The following is a 26624-nucleotide window of genomic DNA, read 5'->3' as shown; positions in this document are numbered from 1 at the left end:
TTGGCATTGAGAGAATACTAGTTGTTTCTTAACCGGTAAATCTTTTCTTTGTCAATCTAGCAGTAAAACCCCCTAATCATCTTGCCATCTCACCCAAGATAAAGTAGAATGGTAGTAATTGACGTAAAGGAGATAAAAATGTCACTACCAAATTGTCCAAAATGCCAATCAGAATATGTTTACGAAGATGGTGTCTTACTGGTTTGTCCAGAGTGTGCTTATGAATGGTCTTTAGAAGATGAGACTGTTGAAGAAGGTTTAGTCGTCTTAGACAGTAACGGCAATCGTTTAGCAGATGGCGATACCATCACTGTTATCAAAGATTTAAAAGTTAAAGGTGCGCCTAAAGACATTAAACAAGGCACACGTGTTAAAAACATTCGTCTTGTTGAAGGTGATCACAATATCGACTGTAAAATTGATGGTTTTGGTGCCATGAAGTTGAAATCGGAATTTGTTAAAAAAATATAAATTTATAAAAAAACGGCTCTTAAAAGAGCTCGTTTTTTTTCGTGATTTGATGAAAAATCAATTGCCATTCTTCATGACGACGCCAAAGGCTAGTATGTGAACTGTTTTCAAGCTGGTAAGTAACCAATTTGATTTTCGGGCTAACACTGATCAGTTGAAATGCTTTAAAATTGTTTGGGAAATGTTCGTCTGTTGCTTGTAAATCATCAAGAGACAGGTATTGTCCGTTCGTTGCAATCATGTAAAAGTCATCGGCTAATAACTTTTCATAATCAGGAATTTTTGATAAAAATAATTTTTCGTTTTTATAGAGTGTCTTGTAGAGAAGCTCATTGTCCCTGTCTTCTTGGATTTTTGCTGGCTCCACATGAATATCAATATCGTAAACCCCAAATTTTTGCTTTAACAAGGTTTCAACCTCTTCTGTAATGGCATGACTTTCAAAAACGGACAAGTCGGGATGCATTTCTAAAACTAAGTCAAGGTAAACATTACTCCCATAAGTTCTTCCCCTTTGGGATTTAACGGATAAAATTTTAGGAATCTTTAAAATAGCCACTTTATATTCAGCAAGACGCTTATCATCAAAGCCATCAGAAAGACTGAAGGCACTTGATTTAAAAATCTCAAAAGCCGTTTTGATGATAAAAAGGCTGATAATAATGGCAACCATTTTATCTATGACAGGAAACTGCATACGACTAGCTACAATCGCAATAGTTGTTCCAAGTGAGGTGGCGATATCGGTTAAATTATCTTTAGCTGCAGCGATGAGGGCTCCAGATTTGAGCTTTCTAGCCAGTGATTGATTGAAACGATAGACAGCATAAATACAAAGAGCAGAAATCAGCCCAACCAAAGCACCCAATGGATCAATAGGGGTATGGGTATTTGCAATCATCATTTCTATGGTTTGGACAAGGACTTGAAGACCTACGATAAACATGATAAATGACGTCAACAAGCTAGCCAAATCTTCAATCTTCCAATGACCAAACTTGTGATCGCTGTCAGCAGGTTTTCGAGCCATTCGTAAGCCAATCAATAAGGTAGCATTACCAACAATATCAGACATGTTATTAAAGCCATCAGCAATCAAGGATGAGGAATGAATCAGATAACCGACTAATAGTTTGGCTAAGGACAAGAGCAGATAAACGACAATGCTTAAAATGGGTCCTTTTTCAGCTTGTTTCAAATTTTCTGAAGGGTTGTTCATTGCGGTCTCCTTTCCTTCTTAATCATGCTATTATACCATGTTTGTGGTAAATAAAAAACTAAAATGAGAAAAATCAAGAGACTTAAACCGGTGTCTCATCAGACTTTTAAAGCTTATTAGACAATTTTTGTTAACCAATAGTCTCTTTTTTTGTCATCAAAAAAATGGTATAATTTTTGAATAGACAAGTAAGGGAGAAACAATGAATTCACTACTAAAAGGTATGAACAGTAAACAAAGTGAAGCTGTTCAAACGACAGAAGGCCCATTGCTCATTATGGCGGGTGCAGGGTCTGGGAAAACTCGTGTATTAACACATCGTATTGCTTATCTGATCGATGAAAAAGGTGTCAACCCGTGGAATATTTTAGCCATCACTTTTACTAACAAAGCAGCAAGAGAAATGAAAGAAAGAGCTATGGCGTTAAATCCTGCCACACAAGATTCTTTAATTGCTACTTTTCACAGCATGTGTGTTCGTATTTTGCGAAGAGAAGCTGAATTTATCGGCTACAATCGCCAGTTTACGATTATTGATCCAGGTGAGCAAAGAACACTTATGAAACGAGTGATGAAAGAACTCAACATTGATCCAAAACAATGGAATGAACGTAGTATTTTAGGCACCATATCCAATGCCAAAAATGATTTGGTTGATGCTAAGACTTATGAAAAGACAGCGAGTGATATCTATCAGAGAATTGTTGCAAAATGTTATACCCTTTATCAATCAGAATTAAAACAAAGTCAAGCCATGGATTTTGATGATTTAATCATGATGACTTTACGATTATTTGACGAAAATCCACAGATCTTATCCTACTATCAACAACGTTATCAATACATCCATGTAGATGAATACCAAGACACAAATCATGCCCAGTATCAGCTAGTCAAATTATTAGCCAGTCGCTTTAAAAATATTTGTGTGGTTGGCGATGCTGACCAATCCATTTATGGTTGGCGTGGGGCTGACATGCAAAATATCCTTGATTTTGAAAAAGATTACCCAGATGCCAAGGTTGTTTTGTTGGAAGAAAACTACCGTTCGACAAAGAAGATACTTCAAGCAGCTAATAAAGTCATTGAAAATAATAAAAATAGACGTCCGAAACGCTTATGGACTCAAAATAATGATGGCGAAGCTATTGTTTATTACCGTGCTAGCGATGAACATGATGAGTCAATTTTCGTTGTCAGTGAAATCGCTAAATTAATTAAAGAAACAAAAAGAAGTTATCAAGATTTTGCGGTTCTTTATCGTACAAATGCTCAGTCAAGAACGATAGAAGAAGCCCTTTTAAAAGCCAATATGCCATATACCATGGTTGGCGGGACAAAGTTCTACTCTCGTAAAGAAATTCGTGATATTATTGCATTTTTAAATGTTATCGCAAATCCAAGTGACAATATCAGTTTTGAAAGAATTATCAACGAACCAAAAAGAGGTGTGGGTCCTGGTACCATTGATAAATTGCGTCAATATGCTTCATCAATTGACTTATCTCTTGTAGAAGCGGCTAGTCAGATAATGATGTCGCAGATAAAAGGAAAAGCAGCTCAAGCTATTTTTGATTTATCAAACAATCTTCTTCAATTAAGAGAGCAGTTGGATGACTATTCTATGACTGATTTGACTAAAAAAGTGTTAGATATCACAGATTATCTAAGAGCCCTTCAAATTCAAAACACACTTGAGAGTCAGTCACGAATGGAAAACATTGAAGAGTTTCTATCAGTAACCCAGCATTTTGACGACTTAGAAAAAGAATCACAAACTGAGTCAGGACTTGATTGTCTCACGCGTTTTCTTAATGATTTAGCTTTAATCAGTGATACAGATGAAGGCTCCACAGAAAATGCACAGATTACTTTGATGACCCTTCATGCTGCTAAAGGATTAGAGTTTCCAGTTGTTTTTCTTGTCGGTTTAGAAGAAAATGTCTTTCCTTTATCTAGAGCTCAAGAAGACCCTGATGAATTAGAAGAAGAGCGTCGTTTAGCTTATGTTGGTATCACTAGAGCAGAAGAAGTGCTTTATTTGACGAATGCTAATTCTCGCATGCTCTATGGTAAAACAAATTATAATTTTCCTAGCCGTTTCATCAAAGAGATTGATGAAGACTTGTTAGACTATCAAGGCTTTGCTAGACCAGCTAATAGTTCAAGCACAGCTATACCATTTTCTTCCGGTAAAAGCCTTTCCAATCGTCACAATCCTCGTTCATTCAAAAATGAAAGAGCATCTGTCAGGTCATTAGCTAGTTCTAATACATCAACAAATGCAACTACCACTACTTGGGAAATTGGTGATATTGCTCTTCATAAAAAATGGGGAGAAGGAATTGTTTTAGAGATTTCAGGTAGCAAAGACTCACCAGAACTTAAAATTAAATTTCCTGAGATTGGTCTAAAGAAAGTATTGGCTAATATTGCCCCCATTACAAAAAAATAAGGATTGTCAAACTGGCAAAAAGAGTGAGAATCACTCTTTTTGTGCTAATCCATCAAAGAAAGAAATGGAGTTTCCATGCCTATCTTACAACGAACAATTAAACTAGTTCTAGCAACCAGTATTGCTATTTTTTTAGCAAGCCTGTTAGGTTTATCAAATCCTACATCAGCTGGTATCATTGCCATTCTTAGTATTTTAGACACGAGACGGTCATCTTTTAAAATTGCGAAACAACGACTGTTTTCAACACTTTTAGCACTCTTTATCGGAGCATTAGTATTTGTTGTTCTTGGATTTTCCTTAATCAGTTTAGCGATTTATCTACTCATTTATGTGCCACTAGCCTATCATTTCCAACTAGAAAGCGGCATTGCACCAAGTACTGTCTTAGTAACCCATTTATTATTAGCAGAGAAAATATCGCCACCTTTTTTATTCAATGAATTTTCACTCTTTTTAATTGGGGCGGGTGTTGCGCTTGTTTTTAATCTTTATATGCCATCAAGACAAAAAGAAATTGACGCTTATCATATTAAAGTAGAAACGCTTTTAAAAAAGATTTTCTTAAAATTTGATTGTTTTTTAAGAACAGGTGATGGTAGAAATGATGCAAAACTCATCAATCAATTAGATGCTCTTTTAAAAGAAGCTTTATCCGTTGTTTATCATGATCGAAGAAATCAATTATTTAATCAAACCAATTACCAAGTTCACTATTTTGAAATGCGAAAGGCGCAGTTGAAAATTTTAAGAGAAATGGCCAAACGCATCAATCATTTTCAACATAAAAGTGCTGAAAGTTATCTTCTAGGTCAACTCTTTTTGGAAGTGTCAGCCCAACTCAGTGAAAAAAATTCTGCCAAGGGCTTACTAAAAGATATTAATGCCTTTTTAGAGTCCTTCAGAAAACGAGAACTCCCTAAAACACGGCATGAGTTTGAGACACGCGCTATATTGTTTCAACTCTTATACGATGTTGAGCGGATTATCCAACTAAAAGTCGATTTTTATCATGATTATAACAATGGATAGTCTTAAAAATTGTTAACGCCGTCTAATTATTTTGATAACATAGAAAAACAATGAGGTTAGTAATGAATACAATCAAATGCCCACATTGTGGCACCACATTTACCGTCAATGAAACTGAGTATAGTGAACTCTTAGCACAAGTTCGTGGGGTAGAGTTTGAAAAAGAAATCCATGAGCGTTTAGCAAAAGAAGTTGCTTTGTTAGAAGAAAAGGCTAAAAACCAGCTTCAAAAATCCTTAAGTGAAAAAGAACAAGCAATTATCGCCTTAGAAAACCAACTAAAAACACAAGAAGAGGCAAAAAGCCTTGAAATTGAAGGGTTACTCGCTAAAAAAGAGCAAGAAATTATTACAGTTAAAAATCAACTCAACCAAGTCACACTTGAAAAAGATTATGAGTTGAAAGAAAAACTCTCTCAGATTGAAAAAGAAAGAGATGAGGCAAAAAATGCTCTTGTTTTGCAAGAACAAAAACAAGAATTAGCTTTGAAAAATATCCAAATTGATTATGCTGCTCAATTAAAAGCAGCCAATGAACAAGTTGAATTCTATAAGAATTTCAAAGCCCAACAATCAACAAAAGCGATTGGTGAGAGTTTAGAAGTTTACGCAGAAACTGAGTTTAACAAAGTGAGAAATCTTGCCTTTCCTAATGCTTATTTTGAAAAAGACAATCAAGTGTCACAGAGAGGTTCAAAGGGTGATTTTATTTATCGAGAAACTGATGATAATGGTGTTGAAATCCTTTCCATCATGTTTGAGATGAAAAATGAATCCGACGAAACAAAAACTAAGCATAAAAATGAAGATTTTTTCAAGGAACTTGATAGAGATAGAAACGAAAAAAATTGTGAGTATGCTGTCTTAGTCTCTATGCTTGAAGCAGATAATGATTACTATAATACAGGTATTGTTGATGTCAGCCATAAATATGAGAAAATGTATGTTGTCAGACCACAATTTTTCATTCAATTGATTGGTATTTTGCGTAACGCTTCGATGAATTCACTGAAGTTCAAACAAGAATTGGCTATGGTCAAGGAACAAAATATTGACATCACGCATTTTGAAGAGGATTTAGAAGTCTTTAAAAAGGCTTTTGCTAAAAATTATCAATCAGCAAGTACCAACTTTAAAAAAGCGATTGATGAGATTGACAAAGCCATTAAACGAATGGAAGCCATTAAGGCAGCATTAACAACTAGTGAAAATCAGTTAAGACTGGCAAACAATAAATTAGATGACGTGTCTGTCAAAAAATTGACAAAAAAGAATCCAACCATGAGAGAAAAGTTTGATAATCTTAAACAGTAATCAAAAATGAATCATCACAAAGAAATGGGTGTGCTATAATAAGACTATGATTTCAGGAATAATAAATTTAAAAAAAGTAGCAGGCATGACGTCTCATGATGCGGTTTTTAAACTAAGAAAAATTTTAAATGAAAAAAAAATAGGACACGGGGGAACGCTTGACCCTGATGTTACTGGTGTTCTTCCCATTGCCGTTGGTAAAGCCACCCGCGTCATTGAATTTATGACCGATTCGGGCAAAGTTTATGAAGGTGAAGTGACACTTGGTTTTTCCACCACAACTGAAGATAGTAGTGGTGAAGTGGTTGATAGATCGCTCATTCATTCTAACGAATTAACCGAAGAAAAAGTAGATATCGCCATGAAAAGCTTTATTGGTGAGATTGAACAAGTACCACCTATGTATTCTGCTGTTAAAGTAAATGGCAAAAAATTATACGAGTATGCAAGAAATGGTGAAACAGTTGAACGACCAAAACGACAAGTGACCATTTTTGAATTTGTAAGAACCAGCCCTCTAAGCTTTAAAGAGGAGACCTGCTCTTTTTCATTCAGAGTTAACTGTAGTAAAGGAACCTATGTCAGAACTCTTGCAGTCGATTTAGGAAACCAATTAGGCTATGCTAGTCATATGTCTTTTCTCACACGCACAAGTGCAGCTGGATTAAACTTGCTAGAAAGTTTAACACTTGAGGAGATTGCCGAAAAAGTGACTCAAGAAGATTATTCTTTTCTTTTGCCAATGACCTATGGTGTTTCAGATTTACCAAGGGTTGAATTGACTGAGGGGATGGTCACTGACATTTCTCATGGCCGTTTTATCCAACTTCCTCATAACAAGGAAATGGTTCTTGCTGCTTTTTATGACAATCAATTGATTGCTATTTTAGAAAGTCGAGATTATCTTTATAAACCTAGAAAGGTTCTTATTTAAATTCTTTTGTGCTGTTTTTAGCAAAGTATGATAAAATAACAATATGAAAATTTTCGAAATAACAGATTTTAATGATATTAACCAAAATGAAGAAACTATTTTAGTGCTTGGTTATTTTGATGCTTTACATAAGGGGCATCAAAAACTTTTTATAGAAGCTAGAAAACTAGCAGATAAAAATCATTCTAAAGTTGCCTTAATCACTTTTAAAGAATCCCCCAAAGTCGTTTTTGCTCCTTATGAGGAAACACTTTTAAAGCATGTTCACTACCCAGAAAAACGGTATGCTAAAATGGCTGAATTTGGTGTCGATTATCTTTATCTAATGGATTTCACCAGTCGTTTTTCAAAGACAAGTGCTCTTGATTTCATTAAAACTTATATTAACAAGCTAAACACAACAGCCATTGTTGTTGGTTTTGACTATCGTTTTGGTAGTGACTTACAAGATGCGTCTTATCTACAAAGACACTTCTCTGGCCAAGTTATCATTGTTGATCCAGTTGAAATTGAAGGTATTAAAATCAGCTCTAGCTGGATTAAAGAATTGATTGCCAGTGGTCAAGTCGCAACAGCCAATGATTTATTGGGTTTTCCTCTTTCAACTAGAGGTATCGTCTCTCACGGAGAAGCTAGAGGAAGAACTATCGGGTATCCAACCGCCAATCTGGCAATGATTGATAGAACATTTATTCCAACTGACGGTGTTTATGTAACAGATGTCATCGTTCAAGGAAAGAAATACCGTTCTATGACTAGTGTTGGCAAAAATATTACTTTTGATGGCCAAGAATCAACCATTGAAATTCATATCTTTGATTTTAAAGAAGAAATTTATGGTGAAACCATTGAACTTTTCTGGCTTGAAAAGATAAGAGAAATGCTACGTTTTTCTGGTGCTGAAGCATTAGTTAAACAATTGCAAGTTGATGAGAAAATTGCCAGAAATTGGTCATCAAAAGCAAAATAACTACTCTTGTTAAAATTATCAATTAATTCAATAATATTCCCGAAAAATATAGCAAAAGTAGTTTGTTTTTGTTATAATGAAGTAAATAAGTGTAAAGAGGTTAGTATTATGATTACCTTATTTTTATCTCCAAGTTGTACGAGTTGTCGTAAAGCAAGAGCTTGGTTAAAAAAACATGAAGTCGATTTTAAAGAGCATAACATAATCACAAGTCCTTTGAACCATGATGAATTGATGAGTATTTTGTCATTTACTGAAAATGGTACAGATGACATTATTTCTACGCGTTCAAAAGTGTTCCAGAAATTGGATATCGATGTTGATGATTTATCCATTTCAGAGTTAATTATGTTAATTGGAGAAAATCCTAGTTTATTAAGAAGACCAATCATCATGAATGATAAAATGATGCAGATTGGCTATAACGAAGATGAGATTAGAGCTTTTCTTTCTCGTAGTTATCGTAAACAAGAATTAAAAGACGCCACTATCAGAGCAGAAATCGAGGGAATAGATGACATCTAATTATTCTTATCCGCTAGATTTGTCTTGGAGTACTGAAGAAATGATATCAGTGCTCCATTTTTTGAATCAGGTTGAGAAAGCCTATGAATCAAAAGTTGAAGTTTCACATTTGTTGAAGGCTTATGACAATTTTAAGAAAATAGTAACTAGTAAAAGTCAGGAAAAACAGATTGACAAATCATTTGAAAAAACAAGTGGCTATTCCATTTATCAAGTAATGAAACTAGCTAGAGAAAAAAAGAAGGGCGTGATTTCTTTTGGAAAAAAAATTTGAATTTGCTAAACAATTAATTTTGGAAGCTGGATTGTTTATCAAAAATAAAATGATGGAAAAAATTGAAATCCAGATGAAAGATCGTTTTGATGATCTTGTCACCAATATTGATAAAGATGTTCAAGAACTCATCATCAATCAGATTAAAAAAGATTACCCTTCTGATTTTATTTTAGCCGAAGAAAACAATGTTCGACATGAATGGAATAAGGGTAATGTCTGGGTAATAGATCCTATTGATGGGACAGTTAATTTTATCGCTCAAAAAACGGATTTTGTTGTTATGATAGCTTATTTTGAAGAAGGCATTGGACGATTTGGATTAATCTATGACGTTATCAATGATGTTTTGTTTAGTGGTGGTGGTGAATTCGGTGTTTATCGTAACCAAGAAAGTCTTTTACCTTATCAACCCAAAGAACTTCATCAGATGTTAGTCATCAGCAATGCTAAAATGTTTGCTGAAAATGACCATGGAATTGCTGACTTGGTATCACATAGTTTGGGTTGTCGCAATTATGGTAGTGCTGGTTTTAGCATGAGTCGTGTTTTAAATGGACAAGCTTGGGCTTATTTTTCCTATATTTATCCTTGGGATTATGCAGCAGCAAGTATCATGGGAGAAAAACTAGGCTATCAACTCCTCACATTATCGGGTGAAAAACCTAATTTTGAAACACGTCAAAAAATGATGTTCTTTCCTAAAGTTGACAAAAAAGTCATTGAACAATATATCAAAAAAACATAGAAAAACCCATTCTTGGGTTTTTATTTTATTTTTTCCTCTATGCGATAGATAATAAAGTATAGTATAATAGAAATATGAATTTACCTAAAGACTTTGTAGAAAAATACAATCAATTATTACAAGAAGAAGCACCCGCTTTTTTTGATAGCTTTGATCAACCAGCTATTTCAGGTTTTCGAGTTAATCCCTTAAAAAAACAAATACCTGTTTTTCCAGATGCTATTATTGATACACCATGGGGTCACTATGGCAAAGTATCGGGGCATTCTATAGCTCATGTGACAGGACTAGTTTATTCTCAAGAACCCGCGGCACAAATGGTTGGACAAATAGCAGCCCCTAAAAAAGGTGAACGAGTGTTAGATTTAGCTGCTGCACCAGGTGGTAAAAGTACGCACTTGCTTTCTTATCTAAATCAAACAGGCGTTTTAGTCAGCAATGATATTTCGACAAAAAGAAGTAAAATTTTAGTTGAAAATATTGAACGTTTTGGTGGTAGAAATGCTGTAGTGACTAATGAAAGCTCTCAAAAATTAGCAACTGTTTTTAAAGATTATTTTGATCTCATTGTCTTAGATGCTCCTTGTTCTGGTGAAGGGATGTTTCGAAAAAATCCAGAAGCCACTTCTTACTGGCATGTTGATTACCCATTGGAATGTAGTTTTTTGCAAAGAGAAATCTTAGAAGAAGCTCTTAAAATGCTAGCACCCGGAGGAAGATTAATTTACTCTACTTGTACATGGTCAAAAGAAGAAAACGAAGATATCGTTTCTTGGTTATTAGAAAACTATGATTTTTTAGAATTAGCAACTGTTGAGAAAATAAATGGCATGAAAGAAGGGATAGGTCTTTCTGAAACGGCAAGAATGTATCCTCATCATTTTAAAGGAGAAGGTCAATTTGTTGCTAAATTAATTGATAAAAGAGAGAAAATAAAGCGTTCTGTCAAGCCTGGTAAGTCCAATTTATCAAAAGTGCAATTTCAACTTTGGAATGACTTTCAAAAAACACATTTGAAGACACGTTTGGACGGATTGTTACAATGCTTTGGTCAAGAGTTATATTTTTTGCCACTAGATTTACCAGATTTATCAAAACTCAAAATAGCTAGAAACGGACTTCATCTTGGTACTTTTAAGAAAAATCGCTTTGAACCAAGTTTTGCGTTAGGTTTAGCCTTAACAAGCGATGATGTTATACATACCATTGAAATTGATGATAACGATTTTAAAACATACCTTTCAGGCAACACCATTAACCTAGATAAAGAATATCCAAAAGGTTGGTATCAACTATTGGTTGGTGGAAATGGTCTTGGCTTTGTCAAAATTGTTGGAAAAACCATCAAAAATTTTTATCCAAAAGGACTACGACTTCCTTAAATAATCATCTTATTAATAAATAGATAACTCATTAATGCCATAGACAAAATGTAAAAATAATATTCTTGGTGTACTGTTATAAAAGAAAAAGGTTTAAACATGAAAAAATTGAAACATATTCTTAGATTAAGTTTATTAATGCTAGGAACACTATTTTTAACTTCCTGTTCAAGTTGGATAGATAAGGGAGAATCAACAACAGCTGTTGGTTCAACCGCTCTTCAACCTCTTGTTGAAACAGCTGCAGATGAGTTTTCCAAAGAGCATATCGGTAAGTTTATCAATGTTCAAGGTGGCGGTTCTGGAACAGGCTTATCTCAAGTGCAATCAGGAGCAGTAGATATCGGAAACAGTGATTTATTTGCTGAAGAAAAACAAGGTGTAGATGCTTCTATTTTAGTTGATCACCAAGTAGCAGTAGTAGGTGTAACACCTGTTGTTAATTTAGAAGTAGCTGTTGATAATTTATCCGTCGAAGACCTTAGAAAGATTTTTGCAGGAGAGATTACCAATTGGAAAGAAGTCGGAGGAAATGACTTAGAGATTGTCATCATCAATCGTGCTTCTGGTTCTGGAACAAGGACATCCTTTGATAATATTATTATGAAAGAAACACCTTCAAAGAAATCACAGGAACAAGATTCAAACGGGACAGTTAGAAGTATTGTTTCTCAGACACCGGGTGCCATATCCTATCTTTCTTTTTCCTATGTTAATGATACGGTTAAAGCTCTAAGTCTTGATGGCTATGCACCTACCGAGGAGAATGTTCATGTGAATAACTGGCCAATCTGGTCATATGAGCACATGTATACCAAAGGTGAGCCGACAGGTCTCACCAAAGAATTTCTAGACTATATGCTTAGTGATGCTGTTCAAGAAGGTATCGTTAAAGAAATTGGTTATATTTCTATCAACGATATGAAAGTTCTTAAAAAAGCAGATGGTACAGTCATGGAGAAACCAAATGAATGATATTTCTAAACGTTTATTATCGAAATCCAAAAATTCTCGTCTTGAGAAAATGGGAAAGACAATCACATTTCTTTGTCTTTTATTAATTGTTTTTGTGGTGGCTTTAATATTACTCTTTGTGGCTCAAAAAGGCTTATCCACTTTCTTTGTTGACAAAGTCAATGTCTTTAACTTTTTGTTTGGAACAGAATGGAGTCCTTCATTGAAAGATGAAAATGGTCAACGTATTTTAGGGGCTTTACCGATGATTTTAGGCTCTTTTATCGTAACGATTTTATCTGCCATTTTAGCAACACCGTTTGCGATTGGTGTCGCTTTATTCATGACAGAAGTTTCTCCTAAAAGAGGGGCTAAAATCATGCAACCTGCAATAGAATTGCTTGTTGGGATTCCATCTGTGGTTTATGGTTTTATCGGTTTAACCGTCATTGTTCCTACCATACGTTTCTTTTTTGGTGGCTCAGGATTTGGTATTTTATCAGGGGTCTTTGTCTTGTTTGTCATGATTCTGCCAACAGTGACATCAATGACTGTAGACACCTTAAAGTCTCTTCCAAGACATTACAAGGAAGCTAGTTTAGCTTTAGGAGCAACTCGTTGGCAAACCATAAGAAGAGTTCTTTTAAAAGCAGCAACTCCAGGTATTCTAACGGCAATCGTTTTTGGAATGGCAAGAGCATTTGGTGAAGCACTTGCCATTCAAATGGTTGTTGGTAATGCAGCTATCATGCCAACCAGTTTGACAACACCAGCAAGTACCCTAACCTCCATTTTAACTATGGGAATTGGAAATACGGTTATGGGAACTGTTCAAAACAATGCTCTTTGGAGCCTTGCCATGATATTACTTTTAATGAGTCTTGTTTTTAATATGTTGATGAAGCTCATTACACGGCCGAGAGGAAAGAAAAACTATGCACGCTAAAAAAATTGATCAATTAGCAACCTTTATTTTATATGCTATATCAGGAATTGTTCTTCTTATCCTGATTGGTTTAATAGGCTATATTCTAGTCCAAGGACTTCCTCACATTAGCTGGCAATTTCTTGTTGGTCAGTCTAGTTCATATAAAAGTGGTGGGGGAATTGGTGTCCAGCTCTACAATAGTGTCATGCTTTTAGTCATCACTCTTTTAATTTCTTTTCCCATTTCCTTAGGGGCCGGTATTTATCTGTCTGAATATGCAAAACCCAATCAATTAACGGCCATTATTAGAAATATTATTGAAATTTTAAGCTCTCTTCCTTCTGTTGTTGTTGGGCTCTTTGGTTTTTTAATCTTTGTTGTTCAATTTGGTTATGGTTTCTCGATTATTTCTGGTGCTATGGCATTAACCATTTTTAATTTACCAATGATGACAAGAAATGTTGAAGAAAGCCTTAAATCAGTTCACCATACCCAACGTGAAGCTGGATTAGCCTTAGGACTTTCTCGCTGGGAAACAATTATTCACGTTGTTGTTCCAGAAGCTCTCCCAGGAATTATTACTGGTATTGTTTTAGCTAGCGGTAGAATATTTGGTGAAGCGGCTGCTCTTATCTATACAGCTGGACAATCAGCACCAGCACTTGATTGGTCCAATTGGAATCCTTTAAGTGTCTCAAGTCCAATTTCTATCTTTAGACAGGCTGAAACCTTGTCGGTTCATATTTGGAAGGTAAATAGTGAAGGAACCTTACCAGATGCACTTGAAGTATCAGCAGGTAGTGCAGCTGTTTTAGTAATTTTTATTCTCTTATTTAATTTATCGGCTCGCTATATTGGTCGTAAAATTCATCAAAAAATGACATCAAAATAAAGGAGGGATACAGTGGAATATAATTGGAATGAAAAACATATTGTCACGTTTGATAAGGATGATATCTCTCTTGAAACAAAAGACCTTCATGTTTTTTACGGAAAACATGAAGCGATCAAAGGCATTGACATGCAGTTTAAGAAAAATAAAATTACCGCTTTAATCGGTCCCTCAGGATCTGGGAAATCAACTTACTTAAGAAGTCTTAATCGAATGAATGACACGATTGCTGCTGCGAAAGTAACCGGTGAAATCTGGTATGAAGGTATTGATGTTAATCGACCAGAAATAAATGTCTACGAGATGAGAAAAGAAATTGGAATGGTTTTTCAAAGACCTAATCCTTTTGCCAAATCCATTTATCGGAACATTACATTTGCTTTAGAACGAACGGGTGTCAAAGACAAACAAGTTTTAGATGAAATTGTTGAGACATCTTTAAAACAAGCAGCTCTATGGGACCAAGTGAAAGATGATCTTCATAAATCAGCACTTTCTCTATCTGGTGGTCAAAAACAAAGATTGTGTATAGCAAGAGCCGTTGCTGTTAAACCAAATATTTTATTAATGGATGAGCCTGCAAGTGCGCTTGATCCCATATCAACTATTCAAGTAGAAGAAACAATGATGATGTTAAAGAAAGATTATACCATTATTATTGTGACTCACAATATGCAACAAGCCGCTCGTGCAAGTGATTATACCGCCTTTTTTTACAATGGTGACTTAATTGAATACGATAAAACAAAAACGATATTCCAAAATGCTACCCTTCCATCAACTTCAGATTATATTTCAGGACGTTTTGGTTAAAAAAGAAGGGAGAAAAAATGGCAAAAGAAATTTTACACGTTAGTGATTTATCACTCTACTACGGTAAAAAGAAATCTCTTAATAATGTAACAATGGATCTCTATGCTAATGAAATAACAGCTTTTATCGGTCCTTCTGGTTCTGGCAAATCAACCTTATTAAGATGTTTTAATCGAATGAACGATTTAATTCCAGATGTGACTATTACTGGAACTATCATGTACAAGGGTCACAATATATATAGTCCAAGAATGGACACCGTTGAATTAAGAAAAAATATCGGTATGGTTTTTCAACAACCTAATCCATTTCCTATGTCTATCTATGAAAATGTCATCTATGGTTTAAGATTAAAGGGGATAAAAGATAAACAATTACTTGACGAAGTGGTTGAAATATCTCTTAAAGAAGCCTCCATCTGGGAGGAAGTTAAGGATCGGTTAAATGATTCTGCTCTGTCTTTATCGGGTGGACAACAACAAAGAGTCTGTATTGCTAGGGTTTTGGCAACCAATCCTAATATTATTTTATTAGATGAACCAACTAGTGCGCTTGATCCCATCTCTTCAAGAAAAGTTGAAGAAACCTTGTATGAATTGAAAAAAGAATATACTCTGATTGTCGTCACACATAGCATGCAACAAGCCAGCAGGATGTCTGATAGAACAGCTTTCTTTTTAAATGGGACACTTATCGAATACGATCAAACCAAAAAAATATTTTTGGAACCTACAAAAAAAGAAACTGAAGATTATATCACTGGTAAGTTTGGATAGGAGAAAATATGTTTAGAACACAATTTGAAGAAGAACTAGAAAAATTACACAATCAATTTTACGCTATGGGAACCGAGGTCCTATCTCAAATCGGTAAGACTGTGCGTGCTTTTGTTAGTCATGACACAGAACTTGCTCAAGAAACGATTGATGAGGACAAGGTGGTAAATGATTACGAGATTAAACTTGAAAAAAAATCATTAGAAATTATCGCTCTACAACAACCAGTGTCTCAGGATTTAAGAATGGTGATTACCGTTTTAAAAGCTAGTAGTGATGTTGAACGCATGGGAGATCACGCTGTTTCAATGGCAAGAGCCACTATTAGAACAAAAGGTCAGTTAAGACTAGACAATGTTGAAAATGAGATCAATGAGCTTGGTCGTCAGGTTAAAATAATGGTTGAAGCAGCACTTAATACCTATATTAAAAGAGATGACAAGCGAGCAAAAGATGTGGCAAAAATGGATAATCAAATTGATGAGGATACCAAAAGAATTCGGGCGCTAACCCTTGAAGAAATCAGAAATCAACCTGATGCTCTTTTATCTGGAAAAGAATATTTCCAAGTCTTAGTTGACCTTGAAAGAATTGCTGATTATGCCACAAATCTTTGTGAGTGGGTTGTTTATTTAAAAACGGGCAAAATCATAGAATTATGATATAATATGAAAAGATAAATTTTTTATATAGTTAAAGGAGACTTATGAAAACTGTTGAACATTACGTAGAAAAATTTGTACCAGAAAATTATAATATTTTTCTTGATATCAATAGAGAGAAAAAACAATTCCAAGGGAATGTCGCTATTAATGGTGAAGCGCTACAACACCACATTTCATTTCATCAAAAAGACTTAACCATTAAGTCAGTTTTATTAGACAATAAACCCCTTACTTTTACAATGGATGATGATAATGAAGCTGTTCATGTTGAGTTACCTGAAACTGGCGTTTTAACACTTGTTATTGAATTTTCTGGAAAAATCACTGATAACATGACAGGTATTTATCCTTCTTATTACACTGTTGATGGTGTTAAAAAAGAAGTGATTTCCACCCAATTTGAAAGTCATTTTGCGCGTGAAGCCTTCCCAAGTATTGATGAGCCTGAAGCAAAAGCAACCTTTGATTTATCTATCAAGTTTGATCAAGCTGATGATGAAATTGTTTTATCAAATATGCCAGAAATCAATGTTGACCTTAGAAAAGAAACAGGTGTTTGGATTTTTGACACAACACCAAGAATGTCATCATACTTATTGGCTTTTGCGTTAGGTGATTTGCAAGGTAAAAAAACTGAAACTAAAAATGGTACAAAAGTAGGTGTCTTTTCTACCAAAGCACATTCAGACAAATCATTAGATTTTGCACTTGATATTGCTGTTAGAACGATTGAATTCTATGAAGATTATTTTGGTGTTAAATACCCAATTCCTCATTCTTACCATGTTGCACTGCCAGACTTTTCATCAGGTGCTATGGAAAACTGGGGACTTATTACCTACCGTGAAGTTCTCTTATTAGTGGACGAAAACTCTACTGTCTCAAGTCGTCAACAAGTAGCCTTAGTTATTGCCCACGAAGTGGCTCATCAATGGTTTGGTAACCTTGTCACAATGAAATGGTGGGATGATTTATGGCTTAATGAAAGTTTTGCCAACATGATGGAATATGTTGCTATTGATACCATTGAACCATCATGGAACATTATGGAAGACTTCCAAACAGGTGGAGCTCCTTACGCTCTTAAACGCGATGCAACTGACGGTGTTCAATCTGTTCACGTTGCAGTTAATCACCCTGATGAGATCAATACTTTGTTTGATCCCGCAATCGTTTACGCTAAAGGAAGCCGTTTGATGCACATGCTTCGTAGATGGTTGGGTGATAAAGCATTTGCTACAGGACTTGCAGCATACTTTGAAAAACATCAATATGGCAACACCATTGGTCGTGACTTATGGAACGCTTTATCAAAAACATCTGGTAAGGATGTCGCTAACTTTATGGATGCTTGGTTAGAACAACCAGGTTACCCAGTTGTAACTGCTGAAGTAGTAGATGATACTTTAATCTTGACTCAAAAACAATTCTTTATTGGTAGTCACGAAGATAAAGATCGCTTATGGCAAGTACCATTAAATAGTAACTGGGAAGGCATTCCTGAAACACTGACTGAACGTGTGATGGAAATTCCAAATTATAGCCAATTACGTGAGAAAAATAGTGAGCCTTTACGTTTCAATACTGAAAACACAGCACACTACATTATCAATTACAAGGGAGAACTATTAGATAATCTCGTTTCTGATATCAACAACCTTGATAATATTTCTAAATTGCAATTATTGCAAGACCGTAAACTACTTGCTGAAAGTGGTGAGATTTCTTACGCTGATTTAGTAACGTTAATTTCTGGTTTAACGAATGAAACATCTTACTTGGTTACTGCAGCAATATCATCAATTATTGCTAGTCTTGAACGTTTTATTGACTCTGGTAGCCCAGAAGAAGCTCAATTTAAGCAATTAGTGAAGAAAATCTATCAATCAAACTATGACCGTCTTGGTTTTGAAAAAATTGCTGGTGAATCAGATGAAGATGAAATGGTTCGTGAATTAACCTTATCTTCAATGATTTATTCTGATGATGAAGCAGTTGTTCAAAAAGCAAATAGTATTTTTGATGAGTATAAAGATAATTTAGAAGCTATTCCAGCTGCTATTCGTGCCAATGTTTTAGTTAATCAAGTGAAGTCAGCTGAGACACCTGAGTTAGTATCTCTTTATTTGAAACTTTATCCAGAAACAAATGACTCTAACTTTAGAAGACAATTGTCTCGTGCTTTATCACATACTAAGAATGAAGAAACCATTAAAACAGTTTTAGGTGTGCTTAAAGATAGAGATATTGTTAAACCACAAGACTTGGCTATGAGTTGGTATGCACCTTTCCTTTCTCAAAGTGAGACACAAGAAGATTTTTGGACTTGGTCACGTGAAAACTGGGATTGGATTAAGAAAACTCTTGGTGGCGATATGAGTTTTGATAAATTCGTTATTTATCCAGCAGCATACTTTAAAACACCTGAAAGACTTAAAGAGTATAAAGAATTCTTTGAACCTCAATTAACAGATATGGCGATTAGTCGTAACATTTCAATGGGTATCAATGAAATTGAAGCTCGCGTTTCATTAATTGAAAAAGAAAAAGCAGCTGTTCTTGAAGCTATTAAAAGCGTTATGAACTAATACATATTAATAGAAAAACAAAAACTTGTTCTGTAAAAGAACAAGTTTTTTAGTTATACTTAAGAAAAGAGAGATAAAATAAAAAGAAAACCCTGCTCATTATCTATTGGATGATAGGGATTTTAGTCTTGCCATGTTATAATAATTAAAGAGGTAGTGAAATGATTAAAATATTATTAGTTGAAGATGATTTAAGCTTATCCAACTCAGTGTTTGATTTTTTAGATGATTTTGCAGATGTTATGCAAGTCTTTGATGGTGATGAAGGTCTTTATGAAGCTGAAAGTGGCATTTATGATCTCATTTTATTAGATCTCATGCTTCCTGAAAAAAATGGTTTTCAAGTTCTAAAAGAACTACGCGAAAAAGGAATTAACACACCTGTTCTTATCATGACAGCAAAAGAGAGTATTGATGATAAAGGGCATGGCTTTGAGTTGGGAGCAGATGATTATTTAACCAAACCCTTTTATTTGGAAGAATTAAAAATGAGAATCCAAGCACTCTTAAAACGCTCTGGTAAAATGAGTGATAAACAACTCTCCTATGCTGATTTAAGAGTGGATACAAAGACAAACACAGTTTATTATCAAGAAAAAAAAGTAGAACTCTTAGGAAAAGAATTTGATATTTTGGTTTATTTTTTGCAGAATCAAAATGTTATCCTTCCAAAGAGTCAAATTTTTGATCGTATTTGGGGATTTGATAGTGATACAACTATTTCTGTTGTTGAAGTCTATGTTTCTAAAGTGAGAAAGAAATTAAAAGAGAGCCAGTTTGCCAAAAATCTTCAAACCTTGAGAAATGTGGGGTATATCCTTAAAAATGTTGACTAAATTAAAAAACCACTCTAAAACGGATAATTTTAGTTATTTCATTCATTTTTTTGCTGTTTTTACTGGCATATTCATTGTCATGACGGTTATCATCCTTCAAGTGATGCGTTTTGGTATCTATTCATCGATTGATGCCAGCCTTCAGTCTGCTAAAGACAATATTGATCGTTATGTTTATCTTAGCATGACTAAAACAATAAGTGGTATTCCTCAAGATTATTTCATTAATGATGATAATCCTATTGAACGACAAATGGTTGCAAATACTGACATCATAATCTATGATAATCAGGGACGCATTTTAAATGATATTGATATTTTCTCAAATCTCTACAATATTCATCTAAAAACGGATGATATGGGAAGTATTGTCCCTTTAAAAACAACTAATATTGTTGGTGATGAAGAACTTTACCGAGCGATAACTCTTAATATTAGTAGCTATGACTATCCTACAGTTGCTTATGCTACTGTAGTCATAAATACTACTCAATTAGAAGAAATAAGCCAACGCTATGTCAAAATTATTGTGACAGTCATGATTATTTTTTGGTTGATTTCAGTTGGAACAAGTCTTTACTTAGCCAAATGGAGTAGTCAACCACTGAGAGAGAGTTATGAAAAACAAAAATCATTTGTTGAAAATGCCAGCCATGAATTGAGAACACCACTTTCAGTTTTACAAAATCGTTTAGAAAATCTTTTGAGAAAACCAAATGCGACTATTTTAGAAAGCACTGAAAACCTAGCATCAAGTCTAGATGAAGTTCGAAATATGCGGATTCTAACCACTAATCTACTCCATTTAGCTAGACGTGACGAGGGTATTAAACCTGACATTAATGACATTTCGCCAGAATTTTTTGACACTCTTTTTTATAACTACCAAATTATCGCCGAAGAAAATAATCGTCTATTTAAAGGAACGAATCGGTTGAAACAGAGCTTTAAGTCGGATGAAGCTATATTAAAACAACTGTTAACGATTCTATTTGATAATGCCATTAAATACACGGAAGAATTAGGTGAAATTGCTGTTGAAGTAGTGAGTAAAGACAAGCAACTTATTATTCGTGTCTTTGATAATGGTATTGGTATTAAAGATGATGACAAATTTAAAATCTTTGATCGGTTTTATCGGGTCGATAAGGCAAGAACGAGACAAAAGGGTGGATTTGGTCTTGGGCTATCATTAGCAAAACAATTAGCTAATGTATTAAAAGCAAAGATAGTAGTCAAAGATAATACTCCTAGAGGAAGTATTTTTGAAATCATAATGAACAAATAAAAAAAACCTGAGTGACAGGTTTTTTTATTTTGCTAATTTAGTGTAAAGACGAGCTTTATCACGACTTGCTTTATTTTTGTGAATTAATCCTTTAGATTTTGCTTTATCAATGCTAGAGCTTGCTGCTTTGTAAAGTTCTTCTGTTGGATTTGCTTCAAATGCTTTAATCGTTGTACGCATAGCTGATTTTTGAGCAGCATTTCTTTCATTTTGTTTTGAAGTCAGTGCAGCACGTTTGCCAGCTGATTTGATATTTGCCAATGTTTTCACCTCCATTTATACTAACTATCATATTATATAGAAAAATCTGACATTTGACAAGTCTTTCTTATTTTTTAAGGTAAATTTCATCGATAAGGTGGTTTTTTGATTTGTGCAAAATGAGTTCAGCACGATTTCTAGTAGGTTCGATATAGTTTTCCAAATTGAAAAGGTTGGTATTCTTCCAAACTTCCTTAGCAAAAGTAGTTAATTCTTCAAAAGACATCTTGGTAAAACGGTTATAGTAATTGTGTTCATCTTTTTTTGCCATTTCTGTCAAACTATAAAAACGTTCAAGATACCATTTTTCAATATGTTGACTATCCGCATCAATATAAATAGAAAAATCAAAATAATCACTCATATAAAGACGGTTATTTTGTTGATTTTGAAAGACATTAATTCCCTCAACTATTAAAAAATCAGGTTTTTTAATGGTTTGCATTTGATTAGGAACAATATCATAAGTTTCATGAGAATAAACTGGAATAGCAACATCATGACCGCTTTTAATACTATCTAAAAAGTTTAATAAAAGCTCCATATTATAACTTTCAGGGAATCCTTTTTTATTGAGAATATCTTTTTCTTTTAAAATAGCATTTGGATACAAAAAACCATCTGTTGTTACCATATCAACGCGACTATTTTTAAACGTTCTTGTTAATAAGAGTTTTAATAATCTACTAGTTGTTGATTTACCAACTGCCACACTACCAGAAATACCAATAATAAAGGGACGCTCTTTAATCGTTTTTTGTAGAAAAATACTCTTAGAAAAAGTTAAGTTTTCTTGAGCATTTTTATAGATTTTAATCAAGTTAATAAGAGGGAGATAGACATCTAACACATCCTGCATGCTAATTTGGTCATTCAAACTTTTAATCGAGTTTAATTCTGATTCTGTTAAGAGGGGACTATCTTTTTGATGCAATTGTTGCCAGTTTTGACGAGAAACTTTTTCAAAGTTAATAAATTCATTCTTCATATTTTACTCCTCAATGCATTATATCATTTTATAAGGAGAAATAAAATTTTAGCCGATAAATCAAGAACTAATTTTTGAATTTTTAATCTATTTGATAGCTGTTTATCATATCATTTTATGTAGATACTAATGAATATGATGAAACAAAAGGCATTATTGAAAACCATTACAGATTGTGATAGACTTATAGTATGAAAAGAAAAGATGAAAACTCAAAGACAACCATGTATTTTTCTGAAAATCCAGATAGTCAACATGATATTAAAGAATTGGAAACTTACCTTCTAGGAGAAGTTTTTTATTTTCAAACCGATTCAGGTGTTTTTAGTAAAAATAGGATTGATTTTGGTAGTCAAACCTTAATTAACCATGCTGACTTTGAGGCAAATAAGACACTTTTAGATATTGGGTGTGGTTATGGACCTATCGGTATTAGTCTTTCAAAAGTAAAAAAAGTTATTCCAACCATGATTGATATTAATAACAGAGCGTTAGAGTTGGCCAAAATTAATGCACAAAAAAACCATGTTGAAGCAAGAATTTTTCACTCACACCTTTATGATCAAGTTGAGGAAACCTTTGACTATATTGTTAGCAATCCTCCTATTAGAGCTGGAAAAGAAGTTGTTCATGAGATTATTTCTAAAAGCATTGACCATTTAAATGAAAATGGCAGTTTGACCATAGTCATTCAAAAAAAACAAGGTGCCCCAAGTGCAAAAAGTAAAATGCAGACTATTTTTGGTAATGTCACAGTATTAAAAAAAGAAAAAGGGTACTATATTTTAAGGAGTATTAAAAATGAGAACAGTTGATTTAATTCAAAAAAAACGTGATGGTAAGGAGCTTTCAACAAAAGAAATAGAGTGGCTTATTTCTGGCTTTGCCAGTGGTGATATTCCAGACTATCAAATGTCTGCCTTGGCAATGGCTATTTATTTTAAAGGGATGTCAAAACGTGAGACACGTGACCTGACGATGAGTATGTTAGCTACTGGCGAACAAATCAATTTATCAGACATCAAAGGGATTAAAGTCGATAAACACTCGACCGGAGGAGTAGGTGACAAAGTCACTTTGATTTTAGCTCCACTAGTTGCTAGTTTTGGTGTACCTGTTGCTAAAATGAGTGGTAAAGGTCTTGGTCATACAGGTGGTACTCTTGATAAATTAGAAGCGATTAAAGGCTTTCAAATCGAAAGAACACAAGAAGAGTTTATCAAACAAGTACAAGATATCAATCTATCTGTTATTGGACAATCTAACGATCTTGTTCGAGCAGATAAACTATTATATGCTCTCAGAGACGTTACTGCGACAGTTGATATTATCCCTTTAATAGCAAGTTCAGTAATGAGTAAAAAAATTGCCTCAGGTGCTGATAGTATCTTACTAGATGTTACCGTTGGTGATGGCGCTTTTATGAAAACAATTGAAGATGCCATTGAATTATCTGAAACAATGGTTGATCTTGGTAAAGCAGTCGGTAGACAAACTATTGCAGTTATTACAAACATGAGTCAGCCACTAGGACGAGCTATTGGTAATCGATTGGAAGTTTTAGAGGCAATTGAAATCATGCAAGGAAAAGGTCGTGACGATATCACGCACTTTATTTGCGAATTGGCACAAATTATGCTTGAACTTGCTGATAAGAAAGTTGATCTAACTGAGATTAGAAATCATCTCACAAATGGTCAGGCACTTAAAAAATTTGAAGAATTTATTGTCTATCAAGGTGGCGACTTAGAAGATCTTTATCGTCCATCATCAGCCAACTATATCACAGAAGTGATTTCAGATGACACTGGTATTATCCAAGAATTGCCAGCTTTAGAATTTGGCCTTTTTGCCATGAGATTAGGAGCAGGAAGATCTGTTAAATCTGATAATCTAGATTATGAAACTGGTATTGTTTTTGATAAAAAAGTTGGTGATAGGATTGAAAAGGGAGAAACAATCGCAAAAATCTATTCAAATAAAAAAATAGAGCCAAAAATGATTACAGAATTCAAAAAAAATGTTAGAATAGGTAATGAAAGCGTTGACTCAAAAGAAATATTAAAAATTATTGTCTGAGAGTCAGAAAGGATTAATAAATTATAATGGAAATTAATGGATATATTGATCACACACTATTAAAAGCTGAAAGCACAGTGGAACAAATTGACAAATTAATTGAAGAAGCAAAACAATATCAATTTGCTAGTGTTTGTGTCAATCCAAGTCATGTCAAACATGCAGCAGAAAAATTAAAAGATAGTCCCGTGAAAGTATGTACAGTTGTTGGCTTTCCTTTAGGTGCAACAACAAGTGCAACCAAAGCTTATGAAACAAAAGATGCTGTTTCAAATGGAGCCGATGAGATAGATATGGTTATTAATATCGGACAATTAAAAGCAGGTAATCTTGAATTTGTTGAAAACGATATTAAAAGCGTTGTTGATGCTAGTGGAGAAAAACTAGTTAAAGTCATCATCGAGACAGCTCTATTAACCGATGAAGAAAAAGTGACTGCCTGTCAACTGGCAGTTAAAGCAGGAACTGATTTTGTTAAAACTTCTACTGGTTTTTCAACAAGAGGAGCAACAGTTGCTGATATTGCATTAATGCGTCAGACTGTTGGTCCAACAATTGGCGTTAAGGCAGCTGGAGGAGCTCGTTCTTATTCTGATGCTAAAGCATTTATTGAAGCAGGAGCGACTCGTATTGGTACTTCTGCCGGAGTGGCAATTGTGGAAGGAAAAGAAGTGAATGGTGGATACTAATTTAATTAACCTCGCAAAAACTGCAAGTGAAAAAGCTTATGTTCCTTATTCACATTTTCCTGTTGGAGCAGCACTTAAGACAAAACAAGGCGATATTTTTCTTGGATGCAATATTGAAAACGCTAGTTTTAGTTTGACAAATTGTGCTGAGAGAACAGCTATATTTAAAGCCATTTCAGAAGGTCAAAGAGAATTCTCTGAAATTGCAATATTCGGTGAAACCAAAAATCCAATCTCACCTTGTGGTGCCTGTCGTCAAGTAATGGCGGAATTTTTTGATCAGGATTGCAAAGTGACATTGATTGCTAAAAATGGTCAGACGGTCGAGATGACGGTCGGGGAATTACTTCCATATTCTTTTACAGATTTATCATGATTTGTAAAATTTCTGCTTAAACCATAAGGTTTAAGAAACTAGCAACAGTATGTTGCAATAAAAAATTTTAGGAGGGTTCATTTTTATGAACAAGAAAATTGTTGGCGTTGGTTTGGCTACTGTTGCCGTTTTAGGACTTGCAGCGTGTTCAAATCGTAACTCATCTGATTCATCTAAAAACACTAGCAAAGATGAGTCACAACTTAATGTTGCGATGGTGACAGACACTGGTGGTGTTGACGATAAATCATTTAACCAATCTGCTTGGGAAGGTTTGCAAGCTTGGGGAGATGAAAATGGTCTTTCTAAAGGAAAAGGTTTTGATTATTTCCAATCTACAAGTGAGTCAGAATATGCAACTAACCTAGATTCTGCTGTTAGTGGAAAATATGGATTGATTTTTGGAATTGGTTTTGCTTTACGTGACTCTGTTGAAAAAGCAGCTAATGACTATACAGATACAAACTTCGTTATTATTGATGATGTTATTGAAGGTCTTGATAACGTAGCAAGTGTTACTTTTGCTGACCATGAAGCAGCATACCTTGCTGGTATTGCAGCCGCAAAAACAACTAAAACTAAGAGTGTTGGTTTTGTAGGTGGTATGGAAGGTACAGTTATTACTCGTTTTGAAAAAGGATTTGAAGCAGGTGTTAAATCTGTTGACCCTACCATCAAAATCACTGTTAACTATGCAGGTTCGTTTGCTGATGCCGCTAAAGGTAAAACAATTGCTGCTGCACAATATGCGGGTGGCGCTGACGTTATTTATCAAGCAGCAGGTGGAACTGGAGCAGGTGTCTTCAATGAAGCTAAAGCAATCAACGAAACACGTGATGAGAGCGAAAAAGTTTGGGTTATCGGTGTAGACCGTGACCAAGAAGCAGAAGGTAACTACACCTCTAAAGATGGTAAAGAATCAAACTTTGTTTTAGCATCAACTCTTAAACAAGTTGGTAATGCTCTTAAATTAATTTCTACTGATACTCAAAAAGGTAACTTCCCTGGTGGTAAGTTAACTGTTTACGGACTTAAAGATGGTGGTGTAGATCTTGCTACAACCAACCTTTCTGATGAAGCTGTAAAAGACATTAAAGAAGCTAAAGAAAGAATTATCTCTGGCGATATCGTTGTCCCAGAAAAATAATAAATGTTTGAAAGAGCGATC

At 34.4% G+C, this 26624-nt stretch carries 26 protein-coding genes and 2 pseudogenes; 25 read left to right on the top strand and 3 right to left on the bottom strand.

Annotated elements, in window-relative coordinates:
• The first annotated feature begins 138 nt into the window (after window positions 1–138).
• A complete protein-coding gene (locus tag N7659_RS02040) occupies window positions 139–471 on the top strand; it encodes a zinc ribbon domain-containing protein YjdM (RefSeq protein ID WP_199567453.1) in 333 nt (110 codons plus the stop codon).
• 19 nt (window positions 472–490) lie between these two features.
• On the opposite strand, the gene N7659_RS02035 is transcribed toward N7659_RS02040, so the two are convergent.
• Window positions 491–1690 (bottom strand): cation diffusion facilitator family transporter, encoded by a 1200-nt coding sequence (locus N7659_RS02035; RefSeq protein ID WP_263275574.1) that lies wholly within the window; start codon window positions 1688–1690, stop codon window positions 491–493.
• Window positions 1691–1892: 202 nt separating this feature from the next.
• Between N7659_RS02035 and pcrA the strand changes: the two genes are divergently transcribed.
• From pcrA to N7659_RS01945, 19 genes and pseudogenes are all read left to right on the top strand, one after another.
• A complete protein-coding gene (gene pcrA / locus N7659_RS02030; RefSeq protein ID WP_263275573.1) occupies window positions 1893–4145 on the top strand; it encodes a DNA helicase PcrA in 2253 nt (750 codons plus the stop codon).
• A gap of 75 nt (window positions 4146–4220) precedes the next feature.
• On the top strand, window positions 4221–5177 hold the full coding sequence (locus tag N7659_RS02025) for an aromatic acid exporter family protein (RefSeq protein WP_263275572.1): 957 nt from the start codon (window positions 4221–4223) through the stop codon (window positions 5175–5177).
• 62 nt (window positions 5178–5239) lie between these two features.
• A pseudogene (locus N7659_RS08205) lies at window positions 5240–5417 on the top strand (DUF2130 domain-containing protein); the annotation flags it as partial.
• Between the two features lie 173 nt (window positions 5418–5590).
• Window positions 5591–6490, top strand: a pseudogene (locus N7659_RS02020) (DUF2130 domain-containing protein); the annotation flags it as partial.
• 46 nt (window positions 6491–6536) lie between these two features.
• Window positions 6537–7424: a tRNA pseudouridine(55) synthase TruB gene (truB, locus tag N7659_RS02015; protein WP_263275570.1), complete on the top strand. Its 888-nt coding sequence runs from the start codon at window positions 6537–6539 to the stop codon at window positions 7422–7424.
• A 43-nt stretch (window positions 7425–7467) separates the two neighbouring features.
• The gene (locus N7659_RS02010) at window positions 7468–8394 is read left to right on the top strand and encodes a bifunctional riboflavin kinase/FAD synthetase (protein ID WP_263275569.1); all 927 of its coding nucleotides are present in this window, start codon (window positions 7468–7470) and stop codon (window positions 8392–8394) included.
• Window positions 8395–8502: 108 nt separating this feature from the next.
• Complete coding sequence (locus tag N7659_RS02005; RefSeq protein WP_263275568.1) at window positions 8503–8919, top strand: Spx/MgsR family RNA polymerase-binding regulatory protein; 417 nt, start codon at window positions 8503–8505, stop codon at window positions 8917–8919.
• Window positions 8909–9193 carry a UPF0223 family protein gene (locus N7659_RS02000; protein ID WP_263275567.1) on the top strand — a complete coding sequence of 95 codons (285 nt, stop codon included), beginning with the start codon at window positions 8909–8911 and terminating at the stop codon, window positions 9191–9193. The genes N7659_RS02005 and N7659_RS02000 overlap by 11 nt, the downstream gene beginning before the upstream one ends.
• Window positions 9177–9941 carry an inositol monophosphatase family protein gene (locus N7659_RS01995; protein WP_263275566.1) on the top strand — a complete coding sequence of 255 codons (765 nt, stop codon included), beginning with the start codon at window positions 9177–9179 and terminating at the stop codon, window positions 9939–9941. Before N7659_RS02000 ends, N7659_RS01995 begins: the two co-directional genes overlap by 17 nt.
• Window positions 9942–10015: 74 nt before the next feature.
• The gene (locus N7659_RS01990; RefSeq protein ID WP_263275565.1) at window positions 10016–11323 is read left to right on the top strand and encodes an RsmF rRNA methyltransferase first C-terminal domain-containing protein; all 1308 of its coding nucleotides are present in this window, start codon (window positions 10016–10018) and stop codon (window positions 11321–11323) included.
• A gap of 99 nt (window positions 11324–11422) precedes the next feature.
• Complete coding sequence (locus N7659_RS01985; RefSeq protein ID WP_263275564.1) at window positions 11423–12298, top strand: phosphate ABC transporter substrate-binding protein PstS family protein; 876 nt, start codon at window positions 11423–11425, stop codon at window positions 12296–12298.
• Window positions 12291–13223: a phosphate ABC transporter permease subunit PstC gene (gene pstC / locus N7659_RS01980; RefSeq protein ID WP_263275563.1), complete on the top strand. Its 933-nt coding sequence runs from the start codon at window positions 12291–12293 to the stop codon at window positions 13221–13223. The genes N7659_RS01985 and pstC overlap by 8 nt, the downstream gene beginning before the upstream one ends.
• Window positions 13213–14097: a phosphate ABC transporter permease PstA gene (pstA, locus tag N7659_RS01975; protein ID WP_263275562.1), complete on the top strand. Its 885-nt coding sequence runs from the start codon at window positions 13213–13215 to the stop codon at window positions 14095–14097. Before pstC ends, pstA begins: the two co-directional genes overlap by 11 nt.
• Window positions 14098–14109: 12 nt before the next feature.
• Window positions 14110–14910: a phosphate ABC transporter ATP-binding protein PstB gene (gene pstB, locus N7659_RS01970; RefSeq protein ID WP_263275561.1), complete on the top strand. Its 801-nt coding sequence runs from the start codon at window positions 14110–14112 to the stop codon at window positions 14908–14910.
• Between the two features lie 17 nt (window positions 14911–14927).
• Entirely contained in the window at window positions 14928–15686 is a 759-nt protein-coding gene (pstB, locus tag N7659_RS01965; RefSeq protein ID WP_263275560.1) for a phosphate ABC transporter ATP-binding protein PstB, read from the top strand.
• Window positions 15687–15694: 8 nt separating this feature from the next.
• Entirely contained in the window at window positions 15695–16348 is a 654-nt protein-coding gene (phoU, locus tag N7659_RS01960) for a phosphate signaling complex protein PhoU (protein WP_263275559.1), read from the top strand.
• Window positions 16349–16392: 44 nt separating this feature from the next.
• Window positions 16393–18939: a M1 family metallopeptidase gene (locus N7659_RS01955; protein ID WP_263275558.1), complete on the top strand. Its 2547-nt coding sequence runs from the start codon at window positions 16393–16395 to the stop codon at window positions 18937–18939.
• 161 nt (window positions 18940–19100) lie between these two features.
• A complete protein-coding gene (locus tag N7659_RS01950) occupies window positions 19101–19775 on the top strand; it encodes a response regulator transcription factor (RefSeq protein ID WP_263275557.1) in 675 nt (224 codons plus the stop codon).
• Window positions 19765–21063 (top strand): sensor histidine kinase, encoded by a 1299-nt coding sequence (locus N7659_RS01945; protein WP_263275556.1) that lies wholly within the window; start codon window positions 19765–19767, stop codon window positions 21061–21063. The genes N7659_RS01950 and N7659_RS01945 overlap by 11 nt, the downstream gene beginning before the upstream one ends.
• A 24-nt stretch (window positions 21064–21087) precedes the next feature.
• On the opposite strand, the gene rpsT is transcribed toward N7659_RS01945, so the two are convergent.
• Together rpsT and coaA are read right to left on the bottom strand one after the other, a co-directional pair.
• Complete coding sequence (gene rpsT / locus N7659_RS01940) at window positions 21088–21339, bottom strand: 30S ribosomal protein S20 (RefSeq protein ID WP_199567434.1); 252 nt, start codon at window positions 21337–21339, stop codon at window positions 21088–21090.
• 52 nt (window positions 21340–21391) lie between these two features.
• Window positions 21392–22312 carry a type I pantothenate kinase gene (gene coaA, locus N7659_RS01935; protein WP_263275555.1) on the bottom strand — a complete coding sequence of 307 codons (921 nt, stop codon included), beginning with the start codon at window positions 22310–22312 and terminating at the stop codon, window positions 21392–21394.
• Window positions 22313–22503: 191 nt separating this feature from the next.
• Between coaA and N7659_RS01930 the strand changes: the two genes are divergently transcribed.
• The 5 genes from N7659_RS01930 (at window position 22504) to N7659_RS01910 (ending at window position 26603) form a co-directional block, all read left to right on the top strand.
• Window positions 22504–23127: a class I SAM-dependent methyltransferase gene (locus tag N7659_RS01930; protein WP_263275554.1), complete on the top strand. Its 624-nt coding sequence runs from the start codon at window positions 22504–22506 to the stop codon at window positions 23125–23127.
• Window positions 23114–24391: a pyrimidine-nucleoside phosphorylase gene (locus N7659_RS01925; protein WP_263275553.1), complete on the top strand. Its 1278-nt coding sequence runs from the start codon at window positions 23114–23116 to the stop codon at window positions 24389–24391. The genes N7659_RS01930 and N7659_RS01925 overlap by 14 nt, the downstream gene beginning before the upstream one ends.
• A gap of 26 nt (window positions 24392–24417) precedes the next feature.
• Window positions 24418–25080 (top strand): deoxyribose-phosphate aldolase, encoded by a 663-nt coding sequence (deoC, locus tag N7659_RS01920; protein WP_263275552.1) that lies wholly within the window; start codon window positions 24418–24420, stop codon window positions 25078–25080.
• Complete coding sequence (locus tag N7659_RS01915; RefSeq protein WP_263275551.1) at window positions 25067–25456, top strand: cytidine deaminase; 390 nt, start codon at window positions 25067–25069, stop codon at window positions 25454–25456. The genes deoC and N7659_RS01915 overlap by 14 nt, the downstream gene beginning before the upstream one ends.
• A gap of 85 nt (window positions 25457–25541) precedes the next feature.
• The gene (locus N7659_RS01910; RefSeq protein WP_263275550.1) at window positions 25542–26603 is read left to right on the top strand and encodes a BMP family protein; all 1062 of its coding nucleotides are present in this window, start codon (window positions 25542–25544) and stop codon (window positions 26601–26603) included.
• The last annotated feature ends 21 nt before the right edge of the window (window positions 26604–26624 follow it).

The sequence above is a fragment of the Streptococcus sp. CSL10205-OR2 genome (genome assembly GCF_025660655.1).
Lineage (GTDB): Bacteria > Bacillota > Bacilli > Lactobacillales > Streptococcaceae > Streptococcus.
This window is presented reverse-complemented; position numbering and strand designations above follow the sequence as displayed.

Coding starts and splice junctions, on each gene's coding strand:
- N7659_RS02040 (WP_199567453.1), top strand. CDS start 139: ATGTCACTACCAAATTGTCCAAAATGCCAATCAGAATATGTTTACGAA.
- N7659_RS02035 (WP_263275574.1), bottom strand. CDS start 1,690: ATGAACAACCCTTCAGAAAATTTGAAACAAGCTGAAAAAGGACCCATT.
- pcrA (WP_263275573.1), top strand. CDS start 1,893: ATGAATTCACTACTAAAAGGTATGAACAGTAAACAAAGTGAAGCTGTT.
- N7659_RS02025 (WP_263275572.1), top strand. CDS start 4,221: ATGCCTATCTTACAACGAACAATTAAACTAGTTCTAGCAACCAGTATT.
- truB (WP_263275570.1), top strand. CDS start 6,537: ATGATTTCAGGAATAATAAATTTAAAAAAAGTAGCAGGCATGACGTCT.
- N7659_RS02010 (WP_263275569.1), top strand. CDS start 7,468: ATGAAAATTTTCGAAATAACAGATTTTAATGATATTAACCAAAATGAA.
- N7659_RS02005 (WP_263275568.1), top strand. CDS start 8,503: ATGATTACCTTATTTTTATCTCCAAGTTGTACGAGTTGTCGTAAAGCA.
- N7659_RS02000 (WP_263275567.1), top strand. CDS start 8,909: ATGACATCTAATTATTCTTATCCGCTAGATTTGTCTTGGAGTACTGAA.
- N7659_RS01990 (WP_263275565.1), top strand. CDS start 10,016: ATGAATTTACCTAAAGACTTTGTAGAAAAATACAATCAATTATTACAA.
- N7659_RS01985 (WP_263275564.1), top strand. CDS start 11,423: ATGAAAAAATTGAAACATATTCTTAGATTAAGTTTATTAATGCTAGGA.
- pstC (WP_263275563.1), top strand. CDS start 12,291: ATGAATGATATTTCTAAACGTTTATTATCGAAATCCAAAAATTCTCGT.
- pstA (WP_263275562.1), top strand. CDS start 13,213: ATGCACGCTAAAAAAATTGATCAATTAGCAACCTTTATTTTATATGCT.
- pstB (WP_263275560.1), top strand. CDS start 14,928: ATGGCAAAAGAAATTTTACACGTTAGTGATTTATCACTCTACTACGGT.
- phoU (WP_263275559.1), top strand. CDS start 15,695: ATGTTTAGAACACAATTTGAAGAAGAACTAGAAAAATTACACAATCAA.
- N7659_RS01955 (WP_263275558.1), top strand. CDS start 16,393: ATGAAAACTGTTGAACATTACGTAGAAAAATTTGTACCAGAAAATTAT.
- N7659_RS01950 (WP_263275557.1), top strand. CDS start 19,101: ATGATTAAAATATTATTAGTTGAAGATGATTTAAGCTTATCCAACTCA.
- N7659_RS01945 (WP_263275556.1), top strand. CDS start 19,765: ATGTTGACTAAATTAAAAAACCACTCTAAAACGGATAATTTTAGTTAT.
- rpsT (WP_199567434.1), bottom strand. CDS start 21,339: ATGGAGGTGAAAACATTGGCAAATATCAAATCAGCTGGCAAACGTGCT.
- coaA (WP_263275555.1), bottom strand. CDS start 22,312: ATGAAGAATGAATTTATTAACTTTGAAAAAGTTTCTCGTCAAAACTGG.
- N7659_RS01930 (WP_263275554.1), top strand. CDS start 22,504: ATGAAAAGAAAAGATGAAAACTCAAAGACAACCATGTATTTTTCTGAA.
- N7659_RS01925 (WP_263275553.1), top strand. CDS start 23,114: ATGAGAACAGTTGATTTAATTCAAAAAAAACGTGATGGTAAGGAGCTT.
- deoC (WP_263275552.1), top strand. CDS start 24,418: ATGGAAATTAATGGATATATTGATCACACACTATTAAAAGCTGAAAGC.
- N7659_RS01915 (WP_263275551.1), top strand. CDS start 25,067: ATGGTGGATACTAATTTAATTAACCTCGCAAAAACTGCAAGTGAAAAA.
- N7659_RS01910 (WP_263275550.1), top strand. CDS start 25,542: ATGAACAAGAAAATTGTTGGCGTTGGTTTGGCTACTGTTGCCGTTTTA.